This is a genomic window from Streptomyces sp. NPDC050161 (assembly GCF_044460025.1).
GTDB lineage: Bacteria > Actinomycetota > Actinomycetes > Streptomycetales > Streptomycetaceae > Streptomyces.
Window position 1 is genome coordinate 29,077 of the sequence record NZ_JBITJM010000007.1, and the last position, 26,446, is coordinate 55,522.

At 73.3% G+C, this 26,446-nt stretch carries 21 protein-coding genes; 6 read left to right on the plus strand and 15 right to left on the minus strand.

Annotated elements, in window-relative coordinates:
• Nucleotides 1-35: 35 nt before the first annotated feature.
• The 5 genes from ACIBK8_RS14455 to ACIBK8_RS14475 form a co-directional block, all read right to left on the minus strand.
• Nucleotides 36-1,577, minus strand: coding sequence for a hypothetical protein (locus tag ACIBK8_RS14455; RefSeq protein ID WP_399042100.1), 1,542 nt, complete (start codon nt 1,575-1,577; stop codon nt 36-38).
• 152 nt (nt 1,578-1,729) lie between these two features.
• Nucleotides 1,730-2,374, minus strand: coding sequence for a pyroglutamyl-peptidase I (gene pcp / locus ACIBK8_RS14460; RefSeq protein WP_399042101.1), 645 nt, complete (start codon nt 2,372-2,374; stop codon nt 1,730-1,732).
• Nucleotides 2,375-2,438: 64 nt separating this feature from the next.
• Nucleotides 2,439-3,407, minus strand: coding sequence for a DUF979 domain-containing protein (locus ACIBK8_RS14465; RefSeq protein ID WP_399042102.1), 969 nt, complete (start codon nt 3,405-3,407; stop codon nt 2,439-2,441).
• Complete coding sequence (locus tag ACIBK8_RS14470) at nt 3,404-4,117, minus strand: DUF969 domain-containing protein (protein WP_399042103.1); 714 nt, start codon at nt 4,115-4,117, stop codon at nt 3,404-3,406. The genes ACIBK8_RS14465 and ACIBK8_RS14470 overlap by 4 nt, the downstream gene beginning before the upstream one ends.
• A 176-nt stretch (nt 4,118-4,293) precedes the next feature.
• On the minus strand, nt 4,294-5,037 hold the full coding sequence (locus tag ACIBK8_RS14475; RefSeq protein WP_399042104.1) for a GntR family transcriptional regulator: 744 nt from the start codon (nt 5,035-5,037) through the stop codon (nt 4,294-4,296).
• A gap of 288 nt (nt 5,038-5,325) precedes the next feature.
• On the opposite strand from ACIBK8_RS14475, the gene ACIBK8_RS14480 reads away from it, so the two are divergent.
• Genes ACIBK8_RS14480 through ACIBK8_RS14490 form a run of 3 tightly spaced genes read left to right on the plus strand, consistent with a single transcriptional unit; the run spans nt 5,326 to nt 7,633 of the window.
• The gene (locus ACIBK8_RS14480; RefSeq protein ID WP_399042105.1) at nt 5,326-6,102 is read left to right on the plus strand and encodes a LamB/YcsF family protein; all 777 of its coding nucleotides are present in this window, start codon (nt 5,326-5,328) and stop codon (nt 6,100-6,102) included.
• A complete protein-coding gene (gene pxpB, locus ACIBK8_RS14485) occupies nt 6,099-6,755 on the plus strand; it encodes a 5-oxoprolinase subunit PxpB (RefSeq protein WP_399042106.1) in 657 nt (218 codons plus the stop codon). Before ACIBK8_RS14480 ends, pxpB begins: the two co-directional genes overlap by 4 nt.
• Nucleotides 6,752-7,633 carry a biotin-dependent carboxyltransferase family protein gene (locus tag ACIBK8_RS14490; protein ID WP_399042107.1) on the plus strand — a complete coding sequence of 294 codons (882 nt, stop codon included), beginning with the start codon at nt 6,752-6,754 and terminating at the stop codon, nt 7,631-7,633. The genes pxpB and ACIBK8_RS14490 overlap by 4 nt, the downstream gene beginning before the upstream one ends.
• 76 nt (nt 7,634-7,709) lie before the next feature.
• On the opposite strand, the gene ACIBK8_RS14495 is transcribed toward ACIBK8_RS14490, so the two are convergent.
• The 3 genes from ACIBK8_RS14495 to ACIBK8_RS14505 form a co-directional block, all read right to left on the minus strand.
• On the minus strand, nt 7,710-8,156 hold the full coding sequence (locus ACIBK8_RS14495) for a hypothetical protein (RefSeq protein WP_399042108.1): 447 nt from the start codon (nt 8,154-8,156) through the stop codon (nt 7,710-7,712).
• Between the two features lie 277 nt (nt 8,157-8,433).
• Nucleotides 8,434-12,048, minus strand: a complete 3,615-nt coding sequence (locus tag ACIBK8_RS14500; protein ID WP_399042110.1) for a hydantoinase B/oxoprolinase family protein — start codon at nt 12,046-12,048, stop codon at nt 8,434-8,436.
• A gap of 70 nt (nt 12,049-12,118) precedes the next feature.
• Complete coding sequence (locus ACIBK8_RS14505) at nt 12,119-13,543, minus strand: HEAT repeat domain-containing protein (protein ID WP_399042111.1); 1,425 nt, start codon at nt 13,541-13,543, stop codon at nt 12,119-12,121.
• A 359-nt stretch (nt 13,544-13,902) separates the two neighbouring features.
• Here ACIBK8_RS14505 and ACIBK8_RS14510 point away from each other — a divergent pair, with 359 nt between their 5' ends.
• Nucleotides 13,903-15,348: a PP2C family protein-serine/threonine phosphatase gene (locus ACIBK8_RS14510; protein WP_399042112.1), complete on the plus strand. Its 1,446-nt coding sequence runs from the start codon at nt 13,903-13,905 to the stop codon at nt 15,346-15,348.
• Nucleotides 15,349-15,578: 230 nt separating this feature from the next.
• Here the strand turns inward: ACIBK8_RS14510 and ACIBK8_RS14515 are convergent, their stop codons facing one another.
• Nucleotides 15,579-17,102: a hypothetical protein gene (locus tag ACIBK8_RS14515; protein WP_399042113.1), complete on the minus strand. Its 1,524-nt coding sequence runs from the start codon at nt 17,100-17,102 to the stop codon at nt 15,579-15,581.
• A gap of 287 nt (nt 17,103-17,389) precedes the next feature.
• On the opposite strand from ACIBK8_RS14515, the gene ACIBK8_RS14520 reads away from it, so the two are divergent.
• Entirely contained in the window at nt 17,390-18,523 is a 1,134-nt protein-coding gene (locus ACIBK8_RS14520) for an aminoglycoside phosphotransferase family protein (RefSeq protein WP_399042115.1), read from the plus strand.
• Between the two features lie 349 nt (nt 18,524-18,872).
• The gene (locus ACIBK8_RS14525; RefSeq protein ID WP_399042117.1) at nt 18,873-20,897 is read left to right on the plus strand and encodes an N-acetylmuramoyl-L-alanine amidase; all 2,025 of its coding nucleotides are present in this window, start codon (nt 18,873-18,875) and stop codon (nt 20,895-20,897) included.
• Between the two features lie 94 nt (nt 20,898-20,991).
• On the opposite strand, the gene ACIBK8_RS14530 is transcribed toward ACIBK8_RS14525, so the two are convergent.
• The 6 genes from ACIBK8_RS14530 to ACIBK8_RS14555 all read right to left on the minus strand — a co-directional run bounded on the left by ACIBK8_RS14530 (nt 20,992) and on the right by ACIBK8_RS14555 (nt 26,301).
• On the minus strand, nt 20,992-21,492 hold the full coding sequence (locus tag ACIBK8_RS14530) for a hypothetical protein (protein WP_227049134.1): 501 nt from the start codon (nt 21,490-21,492) through the stop codon (nt 20,992-20,994).
• 140 nt (nt 21,493-21,632) lie between these two features.
• The gene (locus ACIBK8_RS14535) at nt 21,633-22,028 is read right to left on the minus strand and encodes an ACT domain-containing protein (protein ID WP_399042119.1); all 396 of its coding nucleotides are present in this window, start codon (nt 22,026-22,028) and stop codon (nt 21,633-21,635) included.
• Nucleotides 22,029-22,210: 182 nt separating this feature from the next.
• Nucleotides 22,211-23,374 carry a thiolase domain-containing protein gene (locus ACIBK8_RS14540; RefSeq protein ID WP_399042120.1) on the minus strand — a complete coding sequence of 388 codons (1,164 nt, stop codon included), beginning with the start codon at nt 23,372-23,374 and terminating at the stop codon, nt 22,211-22,213.
• Entirely contained in the window at nt 23,371-24,423 is a 1,053-nt protein-coding gene (locus tag ACIBK8_RS14545; RefSeq protein ID WP_399042378.1) for a thiolase domain-containing protein, read from the minus strand. The genes ACIBK8_RS14540 and ACIBK8_RS14545 overlap by 4 nt, the downstream gene beginning before the upstream one ends.
• A gap of 11 nt (nt 24,424-24,434) precedes the next feature.
• Nucleotides 24,435-25,382, minus strand: coding sequence for a Zn-ribbon domain-containing OB-fold protein (locus tag ACIBK8_RS14550; protein ID WP_399042121.1), 948 nt, complete (start codon nt 25,380-25,382; stop codon nt 24,435-24,437).
• 118 nt (nt 25,383-25,500) lie between these two features.
• Complete coding sequence (locus tag ACIBK8_RS14555) at nt 25,501-26,301, minus strand: crotonase/enoyl-CoA hydratase family protein (RefSeq protein ID WP_399042122.1); 801 nt, start codon at nt 26,299-26,301, stop codon at nt 25,501-25,503.
• Between the last annotated feature and the right edge of the window lie 145 nt (nt 26,302-26,446).

The window sequence follows — 26,446 nt, forward strand, 5'->3', positions numbered from 1 at the left end:
CTCCTGCCTCGGCGGGAGGGCGCGCGGCTCGGGCATCAGGCCACCTCCGAGCGGTCGGCGGCCATGCCCGCCGCGTCCAGCAGGGCCGTGCCGACGATGAGGTCGGCGCCGCCGAATTCCGGGTCGGTCAGCTCCGTGCCGTCGTCGACGGCGAACAGCAGCTGCTGTTCGCCCTGGCGGTAGGCCGTGCCGACCGGGGGGCTTGCGGCGTGCACCGCCAACAGGGCGACGAGGTAGGGGAGTTCGGGGTCGCCGCTGCTGCGGGCGTCGGCGAGCAGTCCTGACAGGCGGCGCGGGGCGTCGGCCGGCAGGTCGAGCAGCGCCGTGGCGGCGTCGAGCTGTGCCTCGCTGAAGCGGCTGTCGTCGGGGGTGGCCACCAGGTCGGGTTCGGGCATTTCGGCGCCGAGGTGCTCGCGCTCCAGGGGCGGGGTGAGCAGCACGTCGACGAGGTCGCCGACGCGGACGGCCGCGGGGGTGCGCAGGCCCGTGCCGCGGGCGAAGAAGGCGTCGGTGACGCGGATGGCCTGCTCGGCGGGGAGCGGCAGCAGCGGGGCGACCAGCTGGCCGTAGAGGTCGAGTCCCGAGCGTGCCGTGGGGGTGGCGAACGCCTGCCGGTCCTGTTCGGCGCGGAAGAGCGGGCCGGCTTCGAGGAGCCGGGACTGGAGCTGGGTGTGGCGGCGGATGCAGTCCTTGACGATGTCGACCAGCTCGGCGGCGCGGCGCTTGTGCTCGCCCCGCTTGTCGTCGGCGGCCTCGGTTTCGTCGCGGGCCTTGCGGATGTTGGTGAGGATGGCGTTTTCGTGGCGGTAGCGGTCGGCGACGTGGTCGAGCGCTTCGGCGATCATGTCGGGGACGGTCTGGAGCCAGTCGACGGCGCGGACGTTGCGGCGGGTGGCGTCGAGGGTTCTGCGCAGCGTCTCGGCGTACTGCACCGTGCGGTAGCGGGCCTGTTCGGCGGCGAGCTGGGCGTCGGCCAGCCGGCCGCGGTCGACCAGCACCTCCAGCTTGACCTCGGCGGCGATCTGGGCGCTGGTGACGTCGGTGTCGAGGGCGCCGACCAGGACGTTGACGGCCTCGTCCGTGGCGCGCAGGAAGACGCTGCCGCCGGCGCCCGGCACCTCTTCGATGAGCTTGAAGTCGTAGTCGCGGCGGACGTACTCGCCGTCGGTGCCGAACGTGCCGTAGACGGCGCGGAAGCCGCGGTCCACGCTGCCGACGTTGATGAGGTTCTCCAGCACCCAGCGGGCGACCCGCTCGTGCTCGCCCGAGGGGCGGTGCGGGGCCTGCGCGGCGATCCTGGGCAGCACCCTGGCCACTATCTCGTCGTGGTCGGCTCCGGTGTCGAAGTCCATGTGGAGGGTGACGAGGTCGATGACGGCGAGCGCCACCTCCGCCATGGCGTAGCCGCCGTACTCGCCCGCGAGGTTGGCCTTGCGCGCGTCGAGGTCGTGCAGCGGCGCGGTGCACGCGAGGGCGCGCAGCCGACGGGCCAGGCCCTCGTCGGCGGCCGGGCCCGGGGCGGGCCGGTGCGGCCCGGCTGGCTGGGGCGCAGCGGCCCTCGGGGCTGGAAAAGTCACGTCGCACAGAGTAAGCGCTCGCACTGACAACGGACGAAACGGCTCGGATCAGGCCCTGCCTGACCTGCTCTTGCGCCGGTCGTCAGTCTACGGCGTGCCGCCCACCGTCCGTGACGGTGGGCCCGGACACCGCACCCGGACGACCGCGCCCGTCAATGGGTGGCCCCGCCCGCGATGCGTAGATCCTCCTGGTTTCCGGCCGCGGCCACCGCGATCTCCCGCAGCGCACGGGCGATGGAGGCGACCGGAAGCGACGGCTGGGCGCGGTCGACGACCTGCTCCGGTGCGTACGGGACGTGCACGAAGCCGCCGCGTACGCCGGGGAGTTCGGTGGCGATGAGGTGGCCGAGCGCGTAGAAGACGTGGTTGCAGACGAAGGTGCCCGCGGTGTTGGAGACGGATGCGGGCAGCCCCGCGGCGCGGACGGCCGCCACGCACGCCTTGACCGGCAGGGTGGAGAAGTACGCGGCGGGGCCGCCCGGCACGATCGGTTCGTCGACCGGTTCGGCGCCCGCGACGTCGGGGATGCGGGCGTCGTCGACGTTGATGGCGACGCGTTCGACGGTGACGTCGGGCCGGCCGCCCGCCTGGCCGACGCAGAGCACCAGGTCGGGCCGGTGCTCATCGACGGCGGCGCGCAGGGCGGTGCGCGATTCCCCGTAGACGCAGGGCAGTTCGGCGGTGAACAGTTCAAGTCCGGCGGGCGGTTCGGCAGCCGCGGCGCGTACCGCCTGCCAGGAGGGGTTGGTGGATTCCCCGTCGAACGGTTCGAATCCGGTCAGCAGTACCCGGGTCATACGGTCATCCTCGGCGGTGGTGGGCGGCGGGCCGTCCGCTGCGGCAGCGGGACGGGCCCCGGGGTCAGAAGGCGAACAGGGCCATGATCACGATGTTGCAGCCGAGCAGCACACCGGCGGTGGGCAGTTGCGCCTTGATGGGCCCGTACTGGTCCTTCAGCTCCAGGAGGGCGGCCGGGACGATGTTGAAGTTGGCGGCCATCGGGGTCACGAGGGTGCCGCAGAACCCGGCGAGCATGCCCAGGGCCAGGACGGCCGGCGCGTTGCCGTGGAAGTGGCCGACGAGCACGGGCCAGCCGACGGCCGCCGTCATCACCGGGAAGGCGGCGAAGGCGTTGCCCATGACCAGGGTGAACAGGAACATGCCGACGCAGTAGACGACGATCGCGATGTAGAGGGAGTTGTCGGGCAGCACCGCGGTGGTGATCTTGCCGACCTGTTCGCCGACGCCGGAGACCTGGAAGATGGTGCCCAGCGTGGCCAGCATCTGCGGCAGCAGCATCGCCCAGCCCATGGATTCCAGCATCGAGCGGCCGGACTCCACGGGCACCGCTATCCGCTTCTCGCGCAGCATGACCATGGCGACGACGAGCGCAGCGACCGAGCCGATGCCCAGGCCGAGGATGGTCTCGCTGCCCTCCTGGAGCAGCGGTTCACCCCCGATGGACAGCTCCTTGACGCCGACGGCGCAGATCATGGCGACGACGGGGATGGTGAGCGCGGGGATGAACAGCCGGCTGCCGAACCTGGCCGCGCTGGCGGTGCGTTGCTCGGGTGTGCTGGTGCGCGGGGTGCCGCGGCCGGTGAAGCCGAACCCGGCCAGGACCGCCATGGCGAGCACCGCGACACCCAGCGGCTCGGCGGGTGCCTGCTTGTTCACCACCCAGCTGCTGTAGATGAACCCGGCGCCGATCAGGCCCCAGAAGGCGGCGGTGCCGAAGCGCTTGGGGTTGCTGCGGTCGGTGAACATCTGGGCGGCCATCACCAGGAAGCTGAGGCCGACCAGCCAGTAGAACCACTCTGCCTTGATCACTTGGCGGCCTCCGCTGCGGTGGCGTCCATCGCGGCGTCGGCGGCGCGCAGTTCGCGCTCCAGTTGGCGGTCGAGACGCAGCAGCCGCCAGCCGTGGAAGACGAACGCGCACACGGCGGTGGGGATCGCCCAGAGCGCGAGGTGCAGCGGTTCGAGGTGGGTGCCGTACGTGGTGTTGACGAAGCCGGTGATCAGCAGGATCGAGCCGACGGCGAGGAAGACGTCCTCGCCGAAGAACCGGCCGACGTTGTCCGCGCTGGCCGCGAGCGACCTGATGCGCTCGCGCGCCTTCTGCGGCAGCGCGCCGTGCTTGCGCTCGGCGGCGCCCTCGGCCATGGGGGCGGCCAGCGGGCGGACGGTCTGGGCGTGCCCGAAGACATCGGTCAGGCCGAGCGCCGCACCGATCTGGCGCATGCCGAGGTAGAGGGCGAGGAACCGCCCGGTGGTGAGCTTGCCGAACCGCGCGATCAGGTTGCGGGCCTGTTCCTGGAGGCCGTAGCGCTCCAGGAGGCCGATCACCGGGAGGGTGATGGCGAAGATCGTCACCGCCCGGCTGTCGGCGAAGCCCTGGCCGAAGGCGGCGAGCACCTTGCCGGGACTCAGCCCGCCGAGGAGGCCGGTGGCGATACCGGCCACCCCCACGACCAGGAGGGGATTGCGTTTCGTGGCGAAGCCGATCACGACCACGAGCACGCCGAGGAGCACGATCATGGGTCCGCCTTCCGCGTACAGGACCCCACGCGGACCGTGAGGACGATGAATGGATTGCAGCGGAGGTTAGGCGATTGTTCAACGATCCGACAAGAGGTTGCCACCCATGACTCTTCTCCCGCTCCCCACCCGGCGATCGCCCACCGATCCGCCGGGCCCTCTCGGCCGTCCCCGCCCTACTGCTCCGCGATCCGCTGGGCGTACGCCCCCGACAGCTGACTGCGCGAATCCTCCAGATAGGACCGCAGCAGCCGTTCCGCCTCGCCCGCGTCCCCGGACTGCAACGCCTCGACGATCTGCCGGTTGCGGGTGAGATAGGGCGCGTGGAAGCGCCGCGGATCGTCCATCACGTGGAAGACCAGGCGCAGTTCGGCCAGCACCCCGCGCATCAGCTCGTCGGTCCGCGGGCTGCCCGCCAGCGCCACGATCGCCTGATGGAAGCGGATGTTGGCGGTGGACAGGTCCTGCCAGGCGCGGCCGTCCGACGCCGCCTCACCGGACCGCACCGCCGCCTCGATCAGCCCGATCGTCTCCTGCGCCCCGGCGTCGTACGGCCCCTCCCCCAGGCCGCGGACGGCGGCGCATTCGACGATCATGCGCACCCGGTAGATGTCGTCCAGGTCCTCGACCGTCACGATGCGGACGAAGACCCCGCGGTTGAGTTCGTGCACCAGCAGCCGCTCGTGGGTGAGCAGCCGGAACGCCTCGCGCAGGGTGTTGCGCGAGACCCCGAGCGCACCGCCGATGCTCTCCTCGGAGAGCCGGGCGCCGGGCGGGAAATAGCCCTCCGTGATGCGGTCGCGGAGGATGTCGGCGACCCGTTCCGCCGTACTGGAACGCCCCAGCAGGGCCCGGTCTGACTCCAGTCCCGCGATCTCGGACAGCCGCCGCTGGTCACTCTTCGCCACTCCGCCGGCCATGCCGCTCCCCGCTCCTCGTCCGTGGTGGACGGCGCGCCACCGGGCGCCGTCCGGGAGGTGTCCCCGCCGAAGTCAATCCCAGAAGCCGACTCCGAACAACACACCTCTTGTCGGATCGTTCAACGATCGCTTACCTTGGCCGCAACGCCGGTCGGCCTGAGTGCCCTCTGGGGAGAGTCACTACGGATACGGGCCGGCCGGCTCTCCGCTCTCCCCGCCGCCCCGTCGGCCGACGGGTCACCGCGCGCCGCGCACACCGACCACCGAGCACCCCTGGAGCGGACACACATGAGCGACGCGGTGAGCCCTCCCGTCATCGACCTCAACGCCGACCTCGGGGAAGGCTTCGGACGCTGGCAGCTCACCGACGACGACGCCCTGCTGTCCGTCGTCACCAGCGCCAACGTCGCCTGCGGCTTCCACGCGGGCGACCCCGCCACCATGCGGCGGGTCTGCGAACTGGCCGCCGCCCGCGGCGTCGTCATCGGCGCCCAGGTCTCCTACCGCGACCTGGCCGGCTTCGGCCGCCGCGCGATGGACGTGCCCCCGGACGAGCTGGCCGACGAAATCACCTACCAGATCGGCGCGTTGGACGTCTTCGCGCGCGCCGCCGGAGCCCGCGTGGCCTACGTCAAGCCGCACGGCGCGCTCTACAACCGCTGCGTCCACGACACCGCGCAGGCCGCCGCCGTGATCGCCGGTATCCGTACCGCGGGCGGCGCGCTGCCGGTACTCGGCCTGCCGGGATCCGCGCTGCACGCCGCGGCGCGGGAGGCGGAACTCCCGGTCGTCGGCGAGGCGTTCGCCGACCGTGCCTACACCGACGAGGGCACCCTGGTGTCGCGCCGGGAGGCGGGCGCGGTGATCCACGACGGCGACGAGGTCGTCAAGCGCGCCCTGGGCATGGCCCGCGACCACACCGTCACCTCCCTCGACGGCCGCCCCGTCACGGTCACCGCCCGCTCTCTGTGCCTGCACGGCGACACCCCGGGCGCCGCCGTACTCGCCCGCCGCGTACGGTCCGAACTGACCGCCGCCGGCGTGCAGGTGCGGAGTTTCGCGTGAGGCCGCTGCCGGTCGGCGCGCACGGCCTGCTGATCGAGCTGGACACCGCCGACGAGGTGGAGGCGCTGCACGCGGAACTGCTGCGGCGCGCCGCCGACGGCACGCTGCCGCAGGTCACCGAGATCGTCCCGGCCGCCCGCACGGTCCTGCTCGACGGGCTCGCCGACCCCCGCGGCCTGATCGCCGAACTGGCCTGCTGGCACATCCCGCCGCTCGACACCGCCGACCGGCCCGGCGTGGAGATACCGGTCCGCTACGACGGACCCGACCTCGCCGATGTGGCGGCCCTGTGGGGCGTCACACCCGACGAGGTGGTGCGCATCCACTCCGGCACCGCGTTCCACGTCGCCTTCTGCGGTTTCGCCCCGGGCTTCGGCTACCTCACCGGGCTGCCCGAGCCGCTGCACGTACCGCGCAGGGCCACCCCGCGCACCCGCGTTCCGGTCGGCTCGCTCGCGCTGGCCGGCCCGTACACCGGCGTCTACCCGCGCTCGTCCCCCGGCGGTTGGCAGCTGATCGGCACCACCGACGCCGTGCTGTGGGATCCGCAGCGGGAACCCGCCGCGCTGCTCGCCCCCGGCACCCGGGTCCGCTTCGTCCCGCAGGACGGCCCGGGACCGGCCGCCGCGCACGTCCAGGAGGCCGCCCGATGACCGACCACGCCTTCTGTGTGGCGCGGGCCGGTGCGCTCACCACCGTCCAGGACCTCGGCAGGCCGGGCCACGCGCACCTCGGGGTGCCGCACGCCGGCGCACTCGACGCACCGGCGCACCGCCTGGCCAACCGCCTGGTGGGCAACCCGGAAACCGCCGCGACCCTGGAGACCACGCTCACCGGCTGCGCCGTACGGGTCCGCCGGGACACCGTCGCCGCGGTGACCGGCGCGCCCTGCCCGGTGACCGTCGACGGCCGCCCCGCCCCCTGGGGCGCCGCGGTCCGCGTCCCGGCCGGGGCGGTGCTCGACGCCGGGCCCGCCACCCACGGCCTGCGCAGCCACCTCGCCTTCGCCGGCGGCATCGACACCGAACCGGTACTCGGCAGCCGGGCCACCGACCTGCTCTCCGGCCTCGGCACCGATCCGCTGACGGACGGCGCGGTGCTGCCGCTGGGGCGGCCGTACGGTCCCCCGCCTGCCGTGGACGCGGTGCCGCACCCGGCCCCGCCCGGCGAACTCCTGCTGCCGTTCCTGCCGGGTCCGCGCGACGACTGGTTCACCGACCTGGGCCGGCGCACCCTGGCCACCGGCCGGTTCCGGGTCTCGGCGGCGAGCAACCGCATCGGTCTGCGCACCGAAGGACCGCCGCTGGAGCGCGCCCGTACGGGCGAACTGCCCAGCGAGGGCATGCCGTTGGGCGCCCTCCAGGTCCCGCCGGACGGCCTGCCGGTGCTGTTCCTGCACGACCACCCGACCACCGGCGGCTATCCGGTGATCGGCGTGGTGCCCGAGGCCCATCTGGCCGCGGCGGCGCAGGCGGTCCCTGGCACCCCGATCCGGTTCCTCCCGCTACGGGGCGGCCCGGCCGCCTCCTGACGCCCTGGGGCCGGCGGATCCCGCCGGTCGGCCCGCCCCTGGAGCACCCGGGCCCGAGTGCGCCAGGGCGGTGGGGTCAGCTCTGCTTCCCCGCCGACGACGCCCGCTTGGCACGCGCCTCGTCCCACCAGGAACAGATGAGGGCGACCACGAAGCTCTGCGGCGTCCGCGCCTCCCTCAGCGGCCGACGCCACTGCTCCACGGACAGGGCCTGTTGGGCGTTCACATCACATGCCAGGAACCAGAAGTAGACGAGGGCAGCCGCCATCGCCGTCGCTCCGGCCACCGCTGACACGTCGGAAAGCATCTTCGCGTGGTCGGAGAGCACCGCCGCGGTCACCAGGACCAGGCACGCCCCCACCGTCGTGAAACCCGCCCAGCGGCGGCGCCTGGCGTACACCGAAGGGCCGGTCTCCGCCGCCTTCGGGGCATCCGGGTCCGGCCCGCCTGCGTAGTAGTGGTGGTGATGGTGCTCGTTGAGGTCGCGCCCCGCCTGCTTGATCACGGCCGCGTCGGATGCCACGGCATCCATCGTCACGTCGGGACGCCTGTCAGGGGTCTCCCCCTGTGACGCATCCGCGTTCGCCGGACCCCCGCCGGAACCACCGGCGCCGTAGTCGTTGCCCTCGCCCCGCCTCATCGCCCGGCCATCCCCTCATCACGTCCAACAGGCCCAGCACACCGTGCAGTTGACGTCAACTCTAGATGACCGATTCCAGGGATCGGCTGAGTGCACAAGGGGAGGTGCCCCCACACCTGCACGGCACCAGCCCGGCCCACCGGCCGTCCGGCGACGCTCTTCAGCCCTCCCCCGGCTCGCCGTACCCGCCACCACCAGGCGTCCGGATCACCAGGACGTCGTCCACGCCGACCTCCGCCGTGTCGCAGCCCGCCAGCGGCTCCTCGCTGCCGTCGGCGCGCCGCAGGCTGTTGACGCCCAGGGCGCCCGGCGCGCCGCCCGCCATCCCGTACGGCGGGATCCTGCGGTGTCCGGTGAGCAGGGCGATGGTCATCGGTTCGAGGAAGCGCAGCCGCCGCTCGACGCCGCAGCCGCCGTGCCTGCGGCCGGCCCCGCCGCTCCCTGACCGTACGGCGAATCCGTCCACCCGCACCGGGTAGCGCCACTCCAGCACCTCGGGGTCGGTCAGCCGCGAGTTGGTCATGTGGGTCTGTACGGCGTCGGTGCCGTCGAAGCCGTCGCCCGCGCCGGAGCCGGAGGCCACCGTCTCGTAGTACTGCACCCGGTCGTTGCCGAAGGTGAGGTTGTTCATCGTGCCCGAGCCCTCGGCCTGGACACCCAGCGCGGCGTAGAGCGCGCCGGTGACCGACTGGGACGTCTCGACGTTGCCCGCGACCGTCGCGGCGGGGTGCACAGGCGCCAGCATGCAGCCCTCCGGGACGCGGACGTCGACGGGCTTGAGGCAGCCGCTGTTGAGCGGGATGTCATCGGCGATCAGGGTGCGGAAGACGTAGAGCACCGCGGCCATCACCACCGAGCGGGGCGCGTTGGTGTTGCCGGGCTGCTGCGGTGAGGTGCCGGCGAAGTCCAGTACGGCGCTGCGGGCGGCGCGGTCGACGGTCAGCGCCACCTTGATGTGCGCCCCGTTGTCGGTCTCGTAGTCGCAGCTGCCGTCGGAGAGCCCGGCGATGATCCGGCGCACCGACTCCTCGGCGTTGTCCTGGACGTGCCGCATGTACGCGCGCACCACGTCCAGGCCGAACTGCCCCGTCATCCGGCGCAGTTCCTCGATGCCCTTCTCGTTGGCGGCGATCTGGGCGCGCAGGTCGGCGATGTTGGCGTCCGGCGCCCGCGAGGGGTAAGGGCCGGATCCGAGCAGCTCGCGGGTCTCGCGTTCGCGCAGCTCCCCGTCGCGGACCAGCAGCCAGTTGTCGAAGAGGACGCCCTCCTCGTCGATGGTGCGGCTGAAGGCCGGCATCGAGCCCGGGGTGATCCCGCCGATCTCCGCGTGGTGGCCGCGGGACGCCACCAGGAAGAGCAGTTCGCGGCCCGCCTCGTCGAAGACCGGCGTGACGACGGTGACGTCCGGCAGGTGCGTGCCGCCGTGGTACGGGTCGTTGACCGCGTACACATCGCCGGGCCGCATCCCGTCCGCCCGGCGCCGCAGCACCTCCTTGATGGACTCGCCCATCGACCCCAGGTGCACGGGAATGTGCGGGGCGTTGGCGATCAGATTGCCCTCGGCGTCGAAGAGGGCGCACGAGAAGTCGAGCCGTTCCTTGATGTTGACGGAGTGCGCGGTGTTCTCCAGGCGCACCCCCATCTGCTCGGCGATGGCCATGAAGAGGCTGTTGAAGACCTCCAGCATCACCGGGTCGGCTCCGGTGCCGACGGCGGCGGTGCCGGGGCGCGGTGCGGTGCGGCGCAGCAGCAGGTGGCCGCGCTCGCCGACGGTCGCCCGCCAGCCCGGCTCGACGACCGTGGTCGCGTCGTCCTCGGCGATCAGCGCGGGCCCGGTGAGGGTGTCCCCCGCGCCCAGTGCGGTGCGCAGGTGGAGCGCGGTGTCCCGCCAGGCGCCCTGCGCGTACATCCGCACCGTCGCCGCGGGCCGCAGCTCCCCGGTGCGCGCGGCGGGGTGCCCGTCACGCCGCTGCGCGCCCCCCGCGGCGCCGACCGCCTCGACCGACACCGCCTCGGCCACCAGCGGCTTGTCCATCGTGAAGGCGTAGCGGGCCCGGTGCGTACGGACGAATTCCGCGGCCATCTCGGCGGCGCCCGCCAGCGGGACGCCGAGGGGGGCGTCCGTGCCCGCGTAGCGGATGAGGACCCGGGCGCGGGTGGTGATGCTCTCCTCGGGCACGCCGTCGTCGAGGAGTTCGCGCCGGGTCTGCCGGGCGAGGTCGTCGCAGACCGCGCGCACCCGCTCGGCCGCCGCTTCGCCGGTGAGTTCCGCCTCGACGGCCCGCTCGCGCATCGCGGTGGCGTCCGCGACGCCGATGCCGTACGCGGACAGCACACCGGCGAGCGGCGGGACGAGCACGGCGCCGATGCCGAGCGCGTCGGCGACCGCGCAGGCGTGCTGGCCGCCGGCGCCGCCGAAACAGGTGAGCGTGTAGCGGGTGATGTCGTGGCCGCGCTGGACGGAGATCTTCTTGACCGCGTTGGCCATGTTGAGCACGGCGATGTCCAGGAATCCGGCCGCGACGTCCTCGGGACCGCGGTCGTCGCCCACGGCAGCGGCGGCCCGCGCGGCCAGTTCGGCGAACTGCTCCTGGACGGTCCCGGTGTCCAGCGGCTGGTCGCCCCCGGGCCCGAAGACCGCGGGGAAGTGGTCCGGCTGCACCCGCCCGAGCATGACGTTGGCGTCGGTGACGGTCAGCGGCCCGCCCCTGCGGTAGCAGGCGGGCCCGGGGACCGCGCCCGCCGAGTCGGGGCCCACGCGGTAGCGGCGGCCGTCGAAGTGCAGCACCGATCCGCCGCCGGCCGCGACGGTGTGGATGTTCATCATCGGAGCCCGCATCCGCACCCCGGCCACCTCACTGCCGAAGACCCGCTCGAACTCGCCCGCGTAGTGCGAGACATCGGTCGACGTGCCGCCCATGTCGAAGCCGATCACCCGTTCGTGGCCCGGACCCGCCTCGGCGGCCGAGCGGACCATCCCGACGACACCCCCGGCCGGCCCTGACAGCACCGCGTCCTTGCCGCGGAAGTGCTCCGCCTGCCGCAGCCCGCCATTGGACTGCATGAACATCAGCCGGATACCGGGCAGTTGGGCCGCGACCTCGTCGACGTAGCGCCGCAGGATCGGGGAGAGATAGGCGTCGACGACGGTGGTGTCGCCCCGGGGCACCAGCTTCATCAGCGGGCTGACCTCGTGCGAGCAGCTGACCTGCGTGAACCCGGCCCGCCTCGCGAGGTCGGCGACGGCCTTCTCGTGCTCGGCGTAACGGTAGCCGTGCATCAGGACGACGGCCGCGCTCCGCAGCCCGTCGGCGCGGGCCCGCAGCAGCGCCGCGCGGACCGCCGCCACGTCCAGCGGCCGGACCAACCCGCCGTGCGCGTCCACCCGTTCGGGGACCTCGATGACCCGCTCGTACAGCGCGTCGGGCAGCACGATGTGCCGGTCGAAGATCCGCGGCCGGTTCTGGTAGGCGATGCGCAGCGCGTCCCGGAAGCCTTCGGTGGTGAGCAGGACGGTGGGCTCGCCGGTGCGCTCCAGAAGGGCGTTGGTGGCGACGGTGGTGCCCATCTTGACGACGGACACCTGCGCGGCGGGCACCGGTTCGTCCGGGCCGATGCCCAGCACCATCCGGATGCCGGCCACCGCGGCGTCACGGTAGCGCTCGGGGTGGTGCGAGAGCAGTTTCCCGGTGACCAGCTGTCCGTCCGGCCGTCTGCCGACGACGTCCGTGAAGGTGCCACCGCGGTCGATCCAGAACTCCCAGCGTCCGGTCATCAGGCCATTGTGGCAGCGGACGCCGGACGCGCCAGGGGGCGCCGCGGTGCGCCCGCCCGTCCTGCGCGGGTCAGACCGCCGAGGCGTCCGGGCCGAATCTGCTGCGGACCGCGGTCTGCACCTCGGCCTCTTCCGCCGGGTCGGCGGCGAGCCTGCGGAGCTGTTCGACGACCCGGTCGTCGCCGGTCGCGGCGTGCCGGGCGGCCAGCTCCCTGGTGGTCTCCTCGCAGTCCCAGAGGCATTCGACGGCGAAGCCGGCGGCGAAGCCGGGATCGGTGGCGGCGAGCGCGCCGGCCGCCCGTCCGCGCAGGTGGGAGGAGGACGTCTCGCGGTAGACGTGCCGCAGGACGGGGGCGGCGCAGGCCACGCCGAGGCGGCCGACGCCGTCGACCAGTTCCCACAGCCCGTCCGCGTCCGGGCCCTCGGTGCACACCGTGCGGCGCAGCGCGGCCAGCACCGGTTCGGCGTCCCGTGCCCCGCCCCTGCGGGCGAGCACGGCGGCGGCCGATGCGCCGAGCCGGTCGTCGCGCCGGGCCCAGACCCGGGCCCGCTCGACGGCCGCTGCGGTGCGCATCCGCGCGAACGCGGCCAGCGCGGCGGCCACCAGCTGCGCGCTCGCGGTGGGGTCGCAGGCGGCGGCCCCGATCAGGTCGAGTGCGTCGGGATCGCCGCGTTCGGCGAGGTGGTGCAGCACGGCGGCGCGGGCGGCGTCGGGGCCGCTGCGCGCTGCGGCCAGCAGCTGCGGGTGGTCGGCGGGGCCGACGACGGCGGCCAGGCAGCGGGCGGCGGCGACGTGCCGGCCCTCGTCCTGCCCCATTTCCAGGCCGTCCTGTGCCCACTGGAGCACTTCGGCCACGCTCCAGCCGGGCCGCGGGCCGCGCGGGCGCAGCTGCCGCTGCCAGCGGTCGAAGGAGCCCTGCTCGCCCGCGGCGGCCAGCCGTCCCGCGTAGCGGGGGTCCTGTGCCCACAGGCGCCAGGGCCGTGGCTCGAAGGCGTCGCGCACCGCGGTGGCCAGCTCGGCCTCACCCTCGGGGGTGGCGGGGAAGCGGGCCAGCACGGCGGGGGCCAGGCCCGCGAGGCCGGCGTCGTCGTCGCGCAGCGCCAGCTCGTCCAGGGCCCAGCGCCAGTTGCTGCCCGCCGCCGCGTAGCTGCGCAGCAGCAGGCGGGCGGCGTCCTTGCCGTAGGCGGCGAGGTGGCCCAGTACGGAGAGGGCGAGGCCGGTGCGTTCCTCGCCGGTGTCGATGCGGTCGTCGGGGTGGAAGAGGTGCCGTTCGATCGCTTCGAGGCCGCCGTCGAGCTGCATGTAGAGACGCGCGTAGTACAAGGAGCGGTTCTCGACCTGCCAGTCGCGCCGGGGGTCGCACAGCACACTGTCGTTGAGTGCCGCGAGCGCCTCGGCCCGCGGCGCCGCGAGGGCATGCAGTGTCCCGTCGCCGCGACCTCGCTGAAGGAGGCCGAGCAGGGTGCCACTGGGCGCTATGTCTGGATCGAACATGAGGTCAGCATCCGGTGCGGGGGGCAGGCTGGCAACGGGATTTCCGCTGACCGGCATTCTTGCCGGTGACCGCGGGCCGTATGCGTCGTTCCCACCGTGGATCGGCGGGCTCATCAGCGTGACGGCCGCCGCAGCCTAGCTTGGAATCTGTCATTCCGCCGATTCGGGCCGGTGGCGTCCACCGGAGGCCGCTGGCATATGCCCCGTGCACCACCGTATCGGGTCATGCCAAATCCCTTACGGACCGTCGCGGGCTGTGCAACAGTCGTTACCCGGCCCTCATGCCGACCCAGGGCGCGTCCTGCGCGGACAGGGACAGGACACGCCGTGGCCCGGCGCCGCCTGATCACGGAGAACACATGCCGTCCCCCCGCTTCGCGGACCATGCAGCCGCTCAGCCACCCGAGCGCGACACCGTCGACGCGCTCATCACGCAGGCCCGCCGCCTGCGCGGCGGCCTCGACGCCGTACGCGAATCGTCGGCCACCATCGATGTGACCGCCGATCCCCAGCTGCGCTGGCAGCGTGCGCTGTGCGATCTCGCCGTCCACCATCTCGATGATCTCGACGGCCATCTCGACCAGCTCAGAGAGGGCCTGCCGGCCGAGGGCGCGGAGGACGGCGCGTACGCATCGCCACCCGCGCCCGAAGAGCACCGCGGCTCGCTGCTGAGCCGGGTGGGCAGCGCCGAGTGGAACCTGCTGACGGACGAAGTGAGCTGGTCGGACGAGCTGTTCACGATGTTCGGCAGGGAACAGGCCGAAGGACCGCTCACCCTCGACGAGCTGCCGTCGCTGGTCTCCCCCGATGACCAGGAGGGGCTCGCCACGATGGTGACCGACTGCCTGGTGGACGGCCGGCCGATCGACGGCGAGTTCCGCATCGTGCGGCCCGACGCGAGCGAGCGCACCGTGCACATGGCGGGCGAGCCGGTGCTCGACGCCGACGGCGGCACGGCCTGCATGTGGGCGGTGCTGCGCGACGTCAGCGAACTGCGCCGCAACCAGCGGGCGGTGCACGAGACCCGCGACTCGCTCCAGCGCCAGCGGCACGCCGCGCAGACCGAACACCGGCTCGCGGTCCAGCTCCAGGAAGCCGTACTGCCTCCGTGGCGCGGCCCTCTGCACTTCCCGCAGGGCGGCCCCGTATCGCTCGACCTCGCCGGGCACTACCTCCCGGCCGCCACCAGCGCGCTGATCGGCGGCGACTGGTACGACGCCCTGCAACTCCCCGACCACACCACCCTGTTGAGCGTCGGCGACCTCACCGGGCACGGCGCCACCGCCACGTCAGGCATGGCGATGGTGCTCGGCGCGCTCCGCGGCATGGCCGTCGCGGGACACCGGCCGGGACCGCTGATGGGCTTCCTCAACCAGCTTCTGGACACCGCCGCCCAGCCCGCCCTGGGCAGCGCGGTGTGCTGCCGCTTCGACCCCGCCACCCGCCTGCTGGAGTGGGCCCAGGCAGGGCACCCCGCGCCGCTGCTGTTCCGCGGCGGCACGGGGCGCGCCCTCGACCCGCCGGACGGCGTGCTGCTCGGCGCCACGTCCAGCGCCGACTACAGCCAGCGCACCGAACAGCTGGAGCCGGGCGATCTGCTCGTGCTGCACACCGACGGCCTGCTGCCGCGCCGCGTCCACGGCCCGGAGGCCGGCCGCGAAGGCGCCGATCAGCTGCTCGCGCTGGCCCCGCGGTTCACGGCGGCCCGCAGCGCGCAGGACTGCGTCCGCATCGTCATCGAGGAATTCGGCGGGGCCGAGCGCGAGGACGACGCGTGTGTACTGGTCGCCAGGGTGAGCGCCTGACCACCACGGGACGGACCGGGACCGGAGGGGGTACACCGGACGGGCGGGCGCGGGTCGAGGGTGTTCCCGCGGTACGGGCGCGGCGCGGTGAGTGAGCGGCCGGATGCCGCCGCACGCGCGCCGCGCCTGCCTCTTGCACGGGTCTTTCGGGACGCGTCGCGTACGTACCGGCCGGGGATGCCCGGTGGCCGGAGCACGCGGCGTCGGCGACTGCGGTGTGCTGCATCGCGTCAGACCGTGAAGTTCCTGCCGAACCGCGCGTCCAGGTCGGGCGCGGGTGCCGGCACCTTCGCCTTGGGCTTCGCCTTCGGCAGCACGTGCTTGATCTCGGCGCGCAGGTCCTGGATCTTCGGGTATCCGGCGTACTGCCCGGTCAGCCGGTACATCTCGCGCAGCCGGTCCCAGGTGCGGTGCGAGGAGTTCTCCCCGATGGAGATCAGCGCCAACCGGGCGTAGCGGTCGGCCTGTTCGGGGTCGTCGCCGATGAAGCACGCCGACGCCAGCGAGATGTAGTCGAAGATCTGCGAGCGCTGACGGCCGCCCGCCCGCAGTTCCAGGGCCTGCTTGGCATGGCTCTGGGCGATCTTCGCCGCGGACGGGTCGTGTTCGGCGAGGGTGCGGTAGGCGAGCGCCTCCATGCCGTGCAGATCCGCCTCGTCGAACATCTGCATCCAACTCGGCGGCGGTACATCGCCGTTGTCGGAGACGAACAGATCCTCGGCCTCGCCCAGGGTGCGGCGCATCGCCTGGCCGTTCCCCTTGGACGCCTGCGCCCATGCCTCGATGGTGTGCAGCATGGCGCGGGTACGCGGCAGAGTGGCCTCGCCCGAACCGGACTTGGCGAGGTGCATCAGGTCGAGCGCGTCGTCGGGCCGTCCCAGGTGCACCATCTGGCGGGCGGCGCGGGAGAGCGCCTCCCCCGCGCGCGGGCGGTCGCCGCCCTCCCGCGCCGCGTGCGCGGCGATGACGAAGTACTTCTGGGCGGTCGGCTCCAGGCCCACGTCGTGGGACATCCAGCCGGCCAGCACCGCGAGGTTGGCCGCCACCCCCCACAACCTGCGCTGGAGATGGTCGGGGTGGTGGTAGGCGAGCATGCCGCCCACTTCGTTGAGCTGGCCGACCACGGCCTTGCGCTGGAGGCCGCCGCCGCGGGCCGCGTCCCAGGCGCGGAACACCTCGACGGAGCGCTCCAGGGCGTCGATTTCCTGCGCCCCCACGGGGGCCGCCTCGTAGCGGTCGAAGCCGATCTGGTCGAAGGAGTCGGAAGCGTACGGGTCGTGGGTGTGCGGGGTGTCGGCCGGCTGAGCCGGGTCGGTGTGGAGCCAGTCGTGCATGGCACCGGTGAGTGCGGAGCCCGCGGCGAGCGCAGCGCCCGCGCCCACCAAGCCGCGTCGGTTGAGCATGAGGTCCATTCCCGTGAATTCCGTGAGGACCGCTGCGGTCCGTTCGGGAGCCCACGGCAGACCGTCCGCGGCCTGCCGCTTCCCCGAGCGACCGGTTCGGGCGAACCCGAGGTCCTCGATGGTTACGACACGGCCGAGGCGCTCGGTGAACAGGGCGGCCAGCACCTTGGGCACCGGATCTCTGGGGGTCTCCCCCATGTCGATCCAGCGCCGCACCCGCGAGGTGTCGGTCGCCAACTGCGGATGGCCCATGGCCGCCGCCTGCCGGTTGACCATTCTCGCCAGCTCCCCCTTGGACCAGCCGGCCAGGCCGAAAAGGTCCGCGAGACGAGTGTTCGGCTCCCTGTCCACGTCAAGCCCCCAGGTTCCTCGACTGAGTTGACAGTAGCGGCCAACTACACGCATCTCAGCATTCGCCAGGGTTTCGCCAGGGTGCGCCAGATGGTCTGCCACCCACGCGCGGATGTTCTGTAGACGTGCAGCCCCCGGCCCGGTGGCGGGACCGCATTCCCCAGGGTGCGAGCCCTGTACAGGGGCTCGTTGGACCGGCCCTCTGCACGGGGACCGTCCTACGGGCTCCCGCCACCGGGACGGGAGCGCATGCAACTCGTCGGCGCACGAAGGGATCTGTCTCACCCATGTATGCAGCATCGTCCGCCGTGACCGCCCCCACCCGGCCCTACCGCCCGCAGCCATCCGGCAGCGGGCCGTATCTCGCCCCGGCTCCCGGAGCGGGGACGGTGGCCGCCATCCCCGGGGGCCGTACCCGGCGGGCGCAGGCAACGGGCACCCAACCGCTCAGCGGGAGGCTCGATTTGTCCGGCCCCCAGGGTGCTCAGCTGCGCGCCGCCGTCGCCTCGGTGCAGCGCATCTGTCCGGAGTTCCATCCGGTGCAGGTGCTGCGTCGTGGCGGCAGGTCCGTCCTCCTGGTGGGGACGGCGGGGCGGATGTCGGCGGTCGCGAAGTGCTTACTGGACCACTCACCCGCATGGGCGGAAAGGTTCCAGCAGGAAATAGCGGCATACCGGGCGTTCGTCCGGCACCGGCCGCCGGTGCGGGTGCCGCGGCTGGTCGCGGCGGACCCCGACAACTGCACGCTGGTCGTGGAGCGCATGCCGGGCCGCATCGCCTCCCCGCAACGGCATCCGTCCGATGCACCGGCCCGCGCGGACGTACGGGCGGCGCTCGGCGCGATCTGCCGGATCAACCTGTGGCGTCCGCCCGCCGGTCTTTTCGACGCCCCGCTGGACTACGGGCGGCGGATCGCCAGGTACCACGACCTGGGGCTGCTCACCGACCGGGATCTGGGCGACCTTCAGAAGCTGATGCACGGTCTCTCGCACATCCAGGGGCAGTTCTCGCACGGCGACGCGCTGCTGAACAACGTGCTGCTGTCGCCCGCGGGCCCGGTGCTGCTGGACTGGGACCACGCCGGCTGGTACCTCCCCGGCTACGACCTGGCGACGCTGTGGTCGGTGCTCGGCGAGGCGCCGGCGGCCCGCCGTCAGGTCAGCCAGCTCGCCCAGGCGGCGGGACCGGCGGCCCGGGACGCGTTCCTGGTGAACCTGATGCTGGTGCTGACCCGCGAGATCCGGCGGTACGAGACCGCGGTCCAGCGGTCGATGCGCGAACCCGCACCGGCGGAGACGCCGGGCGCGACGGTGCCCGGCGCCATGGCGGCGGGCGAGGAGCAGCGGCTGCTGCTCCGGAGGCTGCACGACGACTGCCAGATGGCGCGGCGTGCGGTGAGGGCGGCGGTCGGTACCCGCTGACCCCACCACGGGGGACTGTGAGCGGCGCACCCGGTACGGGGGAAGCGCCGCTCACCCATGTCCGCACCCGTTCCGGTCCTGGCCTCCTCGCGGACCGGTAGCCCGTACGGGGGCTCTTTGGCGCGCGGACCGGTGCGTACGCGGCGCGTGCCCTTCGTTCGGTGCGCGGCCGAGCGCCCTGCGCAGGCGGTACGGGGCCGGAAACCCGGCCGTGCCCGGTAATTGACGGACCATCGGACAAACGGTAGCTCTAAGTCCTGTCAGGGACTCCGCCGAGTCCCGCCCCGCACGGCCGTTCGCGCACCATCCGTCACACCAACCCGGCTGGGGCCGGCTTGAGGAGGCTGCTTTGCGAGGATCCGCCCCGGAAGACGAGAAGAGAACCACCCGCCCGCTCCTGCGCAGGTCCGCCACGGGTGTGGCGGCTGCCGCGCTGCTGATCCCGCTGGTATCGGCCGCGCCGTCGGCGGGCGCCGCCAAGGCCGGGCCCGGCGATCTGGAGCGGGCCTTCACCGAGGCCGCCGCCCGCACCCACGTGCCCCGCAGCGTGCTGCTCGGCGTCGCGTACCTGGAGAGCCGCTGGGACGGGCACGGTGGCGCGCCCAGCGTCTCCGGCGGGTACGGGCCGATGCATCTGACGGACGCCCGCGCGGCGGTGTCCCGGGCGGCGGGGCAGCACGGTCCGGGGGACGAGGATCCGCGGGGCGATGCCGCCCGGCCGGTGGGCGGCGCCGGTCAGCGGGCGCCGCGCGGTGCGCACCGGCAGGCGCTGCCCGCCGAACTCCCGGCCCGTTTGCGGACCTTGCCGCGTGCGGCCCGGCTGACCGGCGTCCCGGCCGGGAAGCTGCGCACCGACCCCGCGGCGAACGTGCTCGGCGGTGCGGCGCTGCTCGCCGCGGAGCAGCGCGCGCTGGGCCTGGCGGACAGCGCGGACCCGGCCGACTGGTACGCGGCGGTGGCCCGCTACGCCGGTGCGGACGGCGGCGGCGCGGCCTTCGCCGACGAGGTGTACGACGTACTGCGCAAGGGCCGGGCGCGTACCACCGACACGGGCCAACGGGTGACCCTGGCAGGGCAGCCCGCACTGCGGCCCGACACCGCGCAGGTGAAACGTATCGCCTCCACCGCGGCCGAGGTCCGGGCCGCCGACCCCGAGGTGAAGCCGGAATGCCCGTCCACCGTCGTCTGCCGGTCGGTGCCCGCGGCGTACGCGGAGTTCGGCGACGGGGACTACGGCAATCACGACAAGGCGAACCGCCCCGCGGACCAGAAGATCGACGCGATCGTCATCCACGACACCGAGGGCTACTGGGACAGCACGCTGGAGAGCGTCAAGGATCCCGAGAACGTCTCCTGGCACTACACGATCCGGTCGTCGGACGGGCTGATCGCCCAGCACGTGCCGACGAAGGACGTCGCCTGGCACGCGGGCAACTGGTACCTCAACGCGCACTCCGTCGGCATCGAGCACGAGGGCTTCCTGGCCGCGCCCGACGCCTGGTACACGGAGGCGATGTACCGCACGTCGGCCCGGCTGGTGAAGTACCTGAGCCGTAAGTACGGCGTGCCGCTCGACCGGCAGCACATCCTGGGCCACGACAACGTGCCGGGCACGACGGCGGACACCATCCCCGACATGCACACCGACCCGGGCCCCTACTGGGACTGGGCGCACTACTTCACGCTGCTCGGCAAGCCGTTCCCGCGGCCGGCCGGCCGGTCCGTGCAGGTCGGCGGGTTGATCACCGTCAACCCTGACTACGACACGAACAAGCCCCGCTACACCGGCTGCGAGAAGGCCGGCGAACCGTGCGCCCCGCACGGCTCGGAGGCGGTGCGCCTGCACACCGCGCCCGACCCGAAGGCGCCGCTCGTCAAGGATGCCGGGCTGCGTCCGGACGGCGGTGCGTCGACAACCGGGGTGAACGACACCGGGGCGCGGGCGAGTACCGGGCAGCGGTTCGCGGTCGCCGGGCAGCAGGGCGACTGGACGGCCATCTGGTACCTCGGGCAGCGGGCCTGGTTCCACAACCCGGCCGCCGCGCCGACGGCGGCCCGTTCCCGGGGAGCGGTGGCGACGCCGAAGCCGGGCCGCAAGGAGATCCCGGTGTACGGCCGGGCCTACCCGGAGAAGGCGGCCTACCCCGCGGGTGTCCCGGTGCAGAGCGTCTCACCGCTGCCGTACACGATCCCCGCGGGCCAGCGGTACGCGGTCGGGCTCAGGACCCGCGGTGACTACCTCTACGCGCCGACCTTCGACGTCAGCAAGCACGCCGTGGTCCGGGGCGAGGACGTCTACTACGAGATCCAGATCGGGCACCGGGTCGGCTATGTGCGCGCCGCCGATGTCGACATCCGGCGGCCGGGAGCGTAGGGCGCTTCTGATGGATCTCCGCGGCGTCGCGGCGCCTGCGGACGGACGGGCCGGGGAGCTGCGGCTTCCCGGCCCGTTGCGGTGCGCGGGGCGCTCAGCCCTGCTGGAACAGCTCGGCGGGCAGCGGCTTGAGGAGGGCGTAGAGGTCGTCGGTGATCGGCCGGTCCCAGCTGGCGATGGTGACCAGCACGCCGTCGCTGCGGTCGAACTGCGCGCAGGAGATGCGGCTCTCGGAGCACTTGATGCGCTTGACGATCAGCAGGTTGTCGTCGTGCATCACCGGGGTGTCCTCGCTCTCGACGACGACCACCGGCTCGTCGTTGTCAAGCGCGGCCAGCAGCTGCGCCACCTCGAAGGGGACCTCGCCGTCGTCCAGCTCACGGGCGGGTGAGCCCTCGGGGAGGTTCCCGATGATCATCGCGGGGCCCCGGCCGCCGAACAGGTCGTAGCGGAGGAAGACGCCCTGGCAGGTTCCGTCGGGCGCGGGCAGCAGCCCGGCTCCGAGGTTGCCGGGCCAGTCGCCGGGATCCATGGCGAGGACGTCGAAGTCAGGCCCGGCGGGCGTGGCTGCGCTGCGGCGGCGGAGGAAGGACATGCCGCCATCGTACGTGGCCGCGCCGCGGCTGCCGCGGCGGATGGCGGCACGGGTGACGAGCGGTGCGGACGGGCGGCGGGGAACGTACGGGGCGGGGATCGTCCGAGGTGGGACGGCTTCCCGGCGGGGCGCCGCGGGGGTCAGGAGCGGGCCGCGAGCGTGTCCAGGACGCGCAGTGTCCGGTCGGCCAGGGCGTGGGGGACGAAGAGGTGGTCGTGGTGGAAGCCGGCGATGACGTTGCAGCTGATGCCGGCGTCGGCGAGCGCGCCGGCGACGGCGGCGGTCAGGCCGACGGCTTCCAGGGCCGAGTGCACCCGCAGCGTGATCCGGGCGGCGACGTAGTCGTAGCCGAGGCCCGCGCGGTCGGCGTCCTCCTGGCGCAGCACGAGTGTGGTGCCCTCGTCCTCGGTGACGGTGGCGACCGGGGTGAGGTCCGGCGGGACGGCGCCGGGCACGGTCGTGAAGACGTAGCGGTCCGGGTGCGGCTCGGGGCGCATGCCGCGCAGCAGGGTGCGGAGATCACGTTCGCCTGGCATGCCGGCACTCTACGGCGCCGGGGCCGCGGCCGTGCGGTCCACGGGGAGCGGGTGGTGCGGGCGGCGCGGGCGAGGGCGTCGGCCGGACGACGGTGTTCCGATTCCGGCCGCTCCGGCCGCGGGCCGCTCAGCCCGATCGCTCCCGGCCGTCCGTGCGCACCCGCCCGGCGCCCCCGGCCCCGTCACTGCGGCGGCTGCGCCCCCACCAGCCACATCGAGAAGAACTGGGCGCCGCCGCCGTAGGCGTGCCCCAACGCCCGCCGGGCGCCGTCCACTTGGTGCGCGCCGGCCAGACCGCGGACCTGGAGGGCCGCCTCGGCGAAGCGGAGCATTCCGGAGGCGCCGATCGGGTTGGTGGACAGGACGCCGCCCGAGGGGTTGACGGGGAGGTCGCCGCCGATTTCGGTGGCGCCTGACTCGGTGAGTTTCCAGCCCTCGCCCTCGGCGGCGAAGCCGAGGTTCTCCAGCCACATCGGCTCGTACCAGCTGAAGGGCACGTACATCTCCACCGCGTCGATCTCCCGCCGCGGGTCGGTGATGCCGGCCTGCCGGTAGACGTCGGACGCGCAGTCCTTGCCCGCTTGGGGGGAGACGAAGTCCTTGCCGGCGAAGAGGGTGGGCTCGCTGCGCATCGCCCCGCCGTGGACCCAGGCGGGCGGGTGCGGTGACCGTGCCGCCCCGGTGCGGTCGGTGAGGATCATCGCGCAGGCGCCGTCGGACGAGGGGCAGGTCTCGGAGTAGCGGATGGGATCCCAGAGCATGGGCGAGGACTGCACCTTCTCCAGGGTGAGGTCCTCCTCGTGGAGGTGTGCGTAGGGGTTCTTGAGCGCGTTGCGGCGGTCTTTGTAGGCGACCAGGGAGCCGATGGTGTCGGGGGCGCCCGAGCGGCGCATGTAGGCGCGTATGTGCGGGGCGAAGAAGCCGCCGGCGCCGGCCAGCAGCGGCTGCTGGAAGGGGATGGGCAGGGACAGGCCCCACATGGCGTTGGACTCGGACTGTTTCTCGAAGGCCAGGGTCAGGACGGTGCGGTGGACGCGGGCGGCGACGAGGTTGGCGGCGACCAGGGCGGTGGAGCCGCCGACCGATCCCGCGGTGTGCACCCGCAGCATGGGCTTGCCGACGGCGCCCAGGGCGTCGGCGAGGTACAGCTCGGGCATCATCACGCCCTCGAAGAAGTCGGGGGCCTTGCCGAGCACCACGGCGTCGATGTCGGACCAGGCCAACCCGGCGTCCTCCAGGGCGCGTTGGGCGGCTTCCCTGACGAGACCGGCGAGGGAGACGTCGCGGCGGGCGGCGACGTGCGCGGTCTGGCCGATTCCGACGACGGCCACGGGTTCCTTGGTCATGACTCCCCCTCCAGGACGGCGACCAGGTTCTGTTGCAGGCAGGGGCCCGACGTGGCGTGCGCGAGTGCCCGGTCGGACGCGCCGCGCCGGATGCGGTCGGCGGCCTCGCCGATGCGGATCAGTCCGGTGGCCATGACGGGGTTGGCGGCCAGGGCGCCGCCCGAGGGGTTCACGGTGACCGACGTGTCGGCCGGGTCGAGGTCGAGGGCGCGGCGCAGGACGACCTCCTGGGAGGTGAAGGGCGCGTGCAACTCGGCGGTGTCCACGGGGCGTTCGAAGTATCCGGCGCGTTCGGCGGCGAGCCGGGTGGACGGGGATGCGGTCAGGTCGCGTACGCCGAGGCTGTGGGGTTCGATGCGGTGGTCGATGCCGCGGATCCAGGCGGGGCGGTCGGTCAGGCGGCGCGCGGTGTCGCCGGCGGCGAGGACGACGGCGGCGGCGCCGTCGCTGACGGGCGGGCAGTCGCCGGTGCGCAGCGGGGCGACCAGGTGGTCGCCCGCGGGGACCGTGCCGGTCAGCTGGGCGTGCGGGTTGCCTTCCGCGGCGGCGCGGCTGCGGGCGGCGATCCGGGCCAGTGCGCGCTCGTCGGTGTGCCCGGCGTCGATCAGGGCCTGCGCCTGGAGGGCGGCGAGCGCGACGGAGTCGGGCCAGAGCGGCGCGACGTAGTACGGGTCGAGCTGGCGGGTGAGGACCTCGCGGACGTCGCCGGGCGAGGACTTGCCGTACGCGTAGACCAGGGCGGTGTCGGCCTCGCCGGTGAGGAGTTTGACCCATGCCTCGTACAGCGCCCAGGCGCCGTCCGTCTCGACGTGGGATTCGGCGATCGGGGGCCAGGCGCCGACGCCGTCCAGGGCCATGGTGAAGGAGAAGGCGCGGCCGGCGAGGTAGTCGGACGAGCCGGAGCAGGTGAAGCCGATGTCGCGGGCCTTGAGCCCGGCCTGGCCGAGTACGTCGTGCAGTACCGGCATCAGCATCTCGACCTCGGAGGTCTCCGCGCTGTCGCGGACATGGTCGCTCTGCCCGAAGGCGACGACGGCGACCTCGCGCATCGGTTCGGGCATCAGATCAGCTCCTTGTAGCTGTCGTAGTCGGCGTCGGGTTCGCCGGTGGGCCGGTAGTGGTCGGGGTAGCGCCCGTCGTCGGCCCAGACGGGTTCGACGCGCAGGCCCATCCGGACCTGGTCGTAGGGGATGCCTCCGATGCGTGCGTGCAGGGCCAGGTCGGCGCCGTCCAGGGCGATGTGGGCGTAGACGTAGGGGACGTCGATGTCGAGGTTGCGGGCCTTGATGTTGACGATGCAGTAGGTGGTGACGGTGCCGCGCGGGCCGACCTCGACCTGGGTGTCGGTGGCGACGCCGCAGGTGGGGCAGGCGCCGCGGGGCGGCACATAGACCTTGCGGCAGGAGGGGCAGCGTTCGCCGATGGTCTTCCGTCGGCCGAGTTCCTTGAGGTAGCGGGACTGGGCGCGGCCCGGTGCGTAGGTGTAGTCGAGGCGGGCGGGGGTGGTGATGCCGGTGACGGGGTCGGCGAAGTGGCCGTCGTGGTCCGCCGGTTGGCCCCCGGCCGGCGGCTCGTCGTGGGGCTCGAAGCAGGCGATGTCGGTGAGGGCGCCGGTCCGTTCGGCGGCCCAGCGGATGCGGACCCGCATGCCGGTGCGTACGGCGTCCCGGCCGGGTGCGTCCAGTGCGTGCAGCAGGGCGGTGTCGGCGCCGTCGAGCCTGACCAGCACCCAGGCGAAGGGCGTGGCGAGCGGCTGTCCGCGGCGCGGGGACGGGTTCCAGGCCCAGGTGGTGACGGTGCCGGTCGGGGCGACCTCGACGAGTTCGCGGGTCTCTTCGGAGGTGACCGGGTCGTATTCGGTGGGCGGCACGACGATCCGGCCGTCGCCCGCCCGGACGCCGATGACGGTGCGTTCGCGCAGTCCGGTGAGGAAGGCGCTCTGGACGGGGCCGAGCGAGCGGGTGAAGGGGAATTCCACGACGAGGGGCGCCGTGAGGACCTCTGACATGCGGGACTCCTTGGGTGAGGCGCGGTGGCGTGGCGCCTTGGGCGGGTCGGGCGCGGCAGTGCGCCGGACGCCGCGGCAGGGCGCGCTCCCCCGGCTCTGAGGACCGGCGCTCCTGGATTCAGGCGCGCCGGAAGACGGGCGGGCGCTTCTCCGCGAAGGCCCGGGAGCCCTCCTTGGCGTCCGCGGTGTCGAAAACCGGCCACCCGCGGGCGAGTTCGGCCGCGAGTCCGTCGGTCTCGGTCATCCCGGCGGTCTCGTAGACGGACGCCTTGACGGCTTCGACGGCGAGCGGGCCGCAGGAGTTGATCCGTCCGGCGATCTCCAGGGCTTTGTCCAGGGCGGTGCCGTCGGGGACGACGTGCCCGATCAGGCCGATCCTCGCGGCCTCGGGTGCCGGGTAGGGGCGGCCGGTGAGCAGCATTTCCAGGGCGTGGGTACGCGGGATCTGGCGAGCGAGTCGGACGGTGGAGCCGCCGATGGGGAACAGTCCCCGTTTCACCTCGTAGAGGCCGAAGGTCGCGCTCTCGCCCGCGACCCGGATGTCGGTGCCCTGGAGGATCTCGGTGCCGCCCGCGACGCAGTGGCCCTCGACGGCGGCGATCACCGGCTTGCGGGGGCGGTGGTGGCGCAGCATCGCCTTCCAGTGCAGGTCGGGGTCGTCGCGCAGCCGGTCGCGGTAGTGCTCGCCTGCCATGCCGTCGCCCGCGAGTGCCTTGAGGTCCATGCCGGCGCAGAAGGTGCCGCCCGCGCCGGTCAGCACCACCGAGCGGATCGCGTCATCCTCGTCGGCGGCGATCCAGCCGTCGTACAGGCCCACCAGCATCGGCAGCGAGAGCGCGTTCTTCGCCTCCGGCCGGTTGAGGGTGAGCACCAGTGTCGCGCCGACGCGCCGCACGGTGAGATGTTCCGTCCCGCCCATTCCGTCCTCCCGTCTCCAGACGTAGAACAGGTTGCAGTAGGCGTACGGCGACTTCAAGAGTTTTCTGACAGGTAGTCAGTTTTCTTCGCCGGGGCCCTTCCCTGCTGCTGCGCGCGGCGCTCTAATGGCCGCCGAGCCGACGCCC

What these genes read in the sequence shown, in the direction of transcription:
- ACIBK8_RS14555 (WP_399042122.1), bottom strand. Translation starts at nt 26,301, where the DNA reads ATGGGCGGGACGGAACATCTCACCGTGCGGCGCGTCGGCGCGACACTG.
- ACIBK8_RS14505 (WP_399042111.1), bottom strand. Translation starts at nt 13,543, where the DNA reads ATGTTCGATCCAGACATAGCGCCCAGTGGCACCCTGCTCGGCCTCCTT.
- ACIBK8_RS14510 (WP_399042112.1), top strand. Translation starts at nt 13,903, where the DNA reads ATGCCGTCCCCCCGCTTCGCGGACCATGCAGCCGCTCAGCCACCCGAG.
- ACIBK8_RS14530 (WP_227049134.1), bottom strand. Translation starts at nt 21,492, where the DNA reads ATGTCCTTCCTCCGCCGCCGCAGCGCAGCCACGCCCGCCGGGCCTGAC.
- ACIBK8_RS14550 (WP_399042121.1), bottom strand. Translation starts at nt 25,382, where the DNA reads ATGTCAGAGGTCCTCACGGCGCCCCTCGTCGTGGAATTCCCCTTCACC.
- ACIBK8_RS14540 (WP_399042120.1), bottom strand. Translation starts at nt 23,374, where the DNA reads ATGACCAAGGAACCCGTGGCCGTCGTCGGAATCGGCCAGACCGCGCAC.
- ACIBK8_RS14535 (WP_399042119.1), bottom strand. Translation starts at nt 22,028, where the DNA reads ATGCCAGGCGAACGTGATCTCCGCACCCTGCTGCGCGGCATGCGCCCC.
- ACIBK8_RS14520 (WP_399042115.1), top strand. Translation starts at nt 17,390, where the DNA reads ATGTATGCAGCATCGTCCGCCGTGACCGCCCCCACCCGGCCCTACCGC.
- pcp (WP_399042101.1), bottom strand. Translation starts at nt 2,374, where the DNA reads ATGACCCGGGTACTGCTGACCGGATTCGAACCGTTCGACGGGGAATCC.
- ACIBK8_RS14545 (WP_399042378.1), bottom strand. Translation starts at nt 24,423, where the DNA reads ATGCGCGAGGTCGCCGTCGTCGCCTTCGGGCAGAGCGACCATGTCCGC.
- ACIBK8_RS14470 (WP_399042103.1), bottom strand. Translation starts at nt 4,117, where the DNA reads ATGATCGTGCTCCTCGGCGTGCTCGTGGTCGTGATCGGCTTCGCCACG.
- ACIBK8_RS14490 (WP_399042107.1), top strand. Translation starts at nt 6,752, where the DNA reads ATGACCGACCACGCCTTCTGTGTGGCGCGGGCCGGTGCGCTCACCACC.
- ACIBK8_RS14475 (WP_399042104.1), bottom strand. Translation starts at nt 5,037, where the DNA reads ATGGCCGGCGGAGTGGCGAAGAGTGACCAGCGGCGGCTGTCCGAGATC.
- ACIBK8_RS14500 (WP_399042110.1), bottom strand. Translation starts at nt 12,048, where the DNA reads ATGACCGGACGCTGGGAGTTCTGGATCGACCGCGGTGGCACCTTCACG.
- ACIBK8_RS14480 (WP_399042105.1), top strand. Translation starts at nt 5,326, where the DNA reads ATGAGCGACGCGGTGAGCCCTCCCGTCATCGACCTCAACGCCGACCTC.